Annotated in this window: 5 protein-coding genes; 3 read left to right on the forward strand and 2 right to left on the reverse strand. The window is 68.4% G+C overall.

Features of this window, described 5'->3' with window-relative positions:
• Positions 1 to 8: 8 nt before the first annotated feature.
• Positions 9 to 410 carry a GNAT family N-acetyltransferase gene (locus APR04_RS30210; protein ID WP_253878337.1) on the reverse strand — a complete coding sequence of 134 codons (402 nt, stop codon included), beginning with the start codon at positions 408 to 410 and terminating at the stop codon, positions 9 to 11.
• On the reverse strand, positions 407 to 1,180 hold the full coding sequence (locus APR04_RS30215; protein ID WP_253878339.1) for a GntR family transcriptional regulator: 774 nt from the start codon (positions 1,178 to 1,180) through the stop codon (positions 407 to 409). Before APR04_RS30215 ends, APR04_RS30210 begins: the two co-directional genes overlap by 4 nt.
• Positions 1,181 to 1,598: 418 nt before the next feature.
• Here APR04_RS30215 and APR04_RS30220 point away from each other — a divergent pair, with 418 nt between their 5' ends.
• Genes APR04_RS30220 through APR04_RS30230 form a run of 3 tightly spaced genes read left to right on the forward strand, consistent with a single transcriptional unit; the run spans position 1,599 to position 2,623 of the window.
• Positions 1,599 to 1,907: a hypothetical protein gene (locus tag APR04_RS30220; RefSeq protein ID WP_253878341.1), complete on the forward strand. Its 309-nt coding sequence runs from the start codon at positions 1,599 to 1,601 to the stop codon at positions 1,905 to 1,907.
• Positions 1,908 to 1,910: 3 nt separating this feature from the next.
• Positions 1,911 to 2,405: a hypothetical protein gene (locus tag APR04_RS30225; RefSeq protein ID WP_253878343.1), complete on the forward strand. Its 495-nt coding sequence runs from the start codon at positions 1,911 to 1,913 to the stop codon at positions 2,403 to 2,405.
• Positions 2,393 to 2,623 (forward strand): hypothetical protein, encoded by a 231-nt coding sequence (locus APR04_RS30230; RefSeq protein ID WP_253878345.1) that lies wholly within the window; start codon positions 2,393 to 2,395, stop codon positions 2,621 to 2,623. Before APR04_RS30225 ends, APR04_RS30230 begins: the two co-directional genes overlap by 13 nt.
• Positions 2,624 to 2,656 lie beyond the last annotated feature (33 nt).

Below are 2,656 nucleotides of genomic sequence, written 5' to 3' on the forward strand. Positions count from 1 at the left end.
CTCATCACTCAGATCATGTCGTCCCGCAATGTCCACCACGACCCCGCAGCATGCCGAACCCGCAGGTCAAACCACCAATCCGAAACACGCCCTAGACCCTGTCCGGCGGCGGGGCGGCGGACCGTGAGGCGGTGGACGTATCGCGCCGGTTCGGCGGTCTCTTGCGGTGTCCAGATCGCGGGTTGGGCGGCGGCGTCCAGGGTCACGGTGGCCACGGTGACGTCGCCGTCGTCGATCAGCCAGGCGTTCCCGTTTCCGGCGTCTGCGGCGAAGCCGGCGAGCATCTGCTCTTCGTCGGGGAAGTCTGACGCCCATTGGTCGGTGTTCCTCGTTGCCAGCCAGTCGATCGACTCGCGCCTGATCTCGAGCAGGAGCGATACGTCGGCTTCCGTGGCTCGGTAGATCTTCACTTCTGGGTGGCTTCGTACGCGTCGATGTTGCCGAGCTCGTACACGATGCGGTTGCGGTCGGCGGGCAGCGTGACGCGTGTGACGCGTGTCGGCCGCTCCTCGGTCCACGCTGTGCGGACGTAGACGATCACCGGGACACCCGTGGCGACGTCGAGCGTCTGGTGGTCGTCGGGCGAAGGCATCCGTGACGTCACTTCGTCGATGTGGCCGACTTCGACGTACCCCGCTGCGGCCATCGCCCGGACGGTGCCTTCCTTGATGTCGTGCGGGACGTTGAGTCCGGCCTTCTCGGCGACGTCCATCGGGTACCACGAGTCCTGGCGGGAGGAGACCTGCCCGTCGATGTACCGGACGACGCGCCGGAGCACCACGAACGTGTCGATGGGGATCTGGAGCCGGTCTGCAACTTCGGCGACTGCCGGCTCGATGCGCATGGAGAATGCGGTCGACGGCTCGAAGCCGGCCTCACGCGCCTCGGCCACGAAGGCGTCGGTGCTCGACGACGGCCGGTCCACGCGTTCGGCGCGTGTCGCGTGATGGGTGAGCGAGCTCCACTCGCGCACGAAGCTGCCGCGCCCTTGCTCGGTGGCGATCAGGCCTTCGTTCTCCAGCGCGGCCAGGGCCAGGCGGATGGTGTTGCGCGACGTGCCGTACTGGTCCATCAGCTGGCTCTCGGTCGGCAGCCTCGTTCCCGGTGCGAGCTCGCCCGTCGTGATCCGGTTGCGAATCTCGTCCGCGATCCCGCGAAACAGCGTTCCGGCCCTGGCCATGAAAATCTGCCCTCCATCGGGTTGTACCAACAACTGGAACAAGCCTACGCGTACATCTATTGACACCGGACGTGACGGGTGTCACGGTGGTACGCAACTTGTTGGTACAAGTCCAGCAAGTGGTATCACTGGGAGAGGATAGTGATGTCACAGAAGCGGATTGTGGACCTCGCCCCCGCGCGAAGGCGGCGGCTCGCCGAACGCGGTAGCGAGCAGCCCGGGGACGTCCGATGAACGCCACCGACCTGCTGACACTCGTCACAACCATCGAAGCCTTGATCGCGGCGGGCTTCATTGGCTGGGCGGTGCGCGTGTGGACCCGCTGAACCATGCAACGGCACGCACGACGGTCGTGCCGTCCGGCCGTGCACAGCACCCGACCTCAGTTGCGCAGGCCGCGACGCCGCAGGTCGCAGCAGTGAGCACCCACGGCGGTGCCACGATCATGTCGGCGGATGCCGAGCAGGTACCTGCGGACGGACGACTGCCCGTCCTGCGCCAGGCGCTCTCCAACGCCGGCACCGCCGCGGCAGCGCTGGTCGACCTCTCGGCCGAGCTGAGGCAGGCCGGTGTACCAGGTCTGGCCTGGGACAGCGACTACCTCGCCGACCAGGTCGACGCCCTTGCTGGTGCGATCGCACTGCTGGTAAAGGCCGGAGACGAACAGACCGGGACGACCGGACCTACCGACCAGGGCGAGGCCGAACGGCCCCGACAAGCGGACTGAACGATGGCGACCACGCCACGCCACGCCCGGACCAGCAGCCCCCGCCCCCGGCAAGCCGCGCGACCGGCCAAGAACGCAGAGCCGACGGTGAGCACCTCGCTGCGGCGCGCTGCCCGGGCCGCCTACACCCGGACCGGCACCTCGATCCCGTTCGAGCGGCGCCCACCAGCCCGGCAGGCGTACTGGACCTGGGCCGCCCGGCGCGCCCTGGAGGCCGCCCTCGACCCGGACGAGCTGGCCGATGTGATCACCGCGCACAGCCGGTACGAGTACGACCACAGGGTCGGCCTGTACCGCTGCGTGTGTGGCGGGTACCTGACCAGCGGCTGGCCAGACCACATCACCGCCGCCATCCGCGCCCACGTCCTTGGCCCCGAACCGCAAACCGGCCCGCCCGGCACAGGGGAAGTCCAGGCAACCACCAGAGGTGGAGCGCCTGACCGAGACCGCAGACGCGCACGACTACCTCACCCAGGAGGCCATCGATGGCCCGCGTGACCGGCGAGACCGTCGTCGACCGCCTGCACTACCTGCACGCGCTGGTCCAGCAGGCCGACGAGACATCCCTGGCCCTTGTGGCGTCCTCCGAGCTCGGACCGATGATCAAGGCCTTGCTTGCGGTGCTGGACGACCACACCCCCGACGAGCGGGGCCGGGGCCTTCGCCCCGAGAAGTGGACACGTCTTCGTGTGGTCAGGCGGCCAGCCGTAGCGTAGCCGGGTCGGTTTCGTGTTCGTAGTCGATGGGGC

The sequence above is a fragment of the Promicromonospora umidemergens genome (assembly GCF_024171995.1).
GTDB lineage: Bacteria > Actinomycetota > Actinomycetes > Actinomycetales > Cellulomonadaceae > Promicromonospora > Promicromonospora umidemergens.

Coding starts and splice junctions, on each gene's coding strand:
- APR04_RS30215 (WP_253878339.1), bottom strand. CDS start 1,180: ATGGCCAGGGCCGGAACGCTGTTTCGCGGGATCGCGGACGAGATTCGC.
- APR04_RS30230 (WP_253878345.1), top strand. CDS start 2,393: ATGGCCCGCGTGACCGGCGAGACCGTCGTCGACCGCCTGCACTACCTG.
- APR04_RS30225 (WP_253878343.1), top strand. CDS start 1,911: ATGGCGACCACGCCACGCCACGCCCGGACCAGCAGCCCCCGCCCCCGG.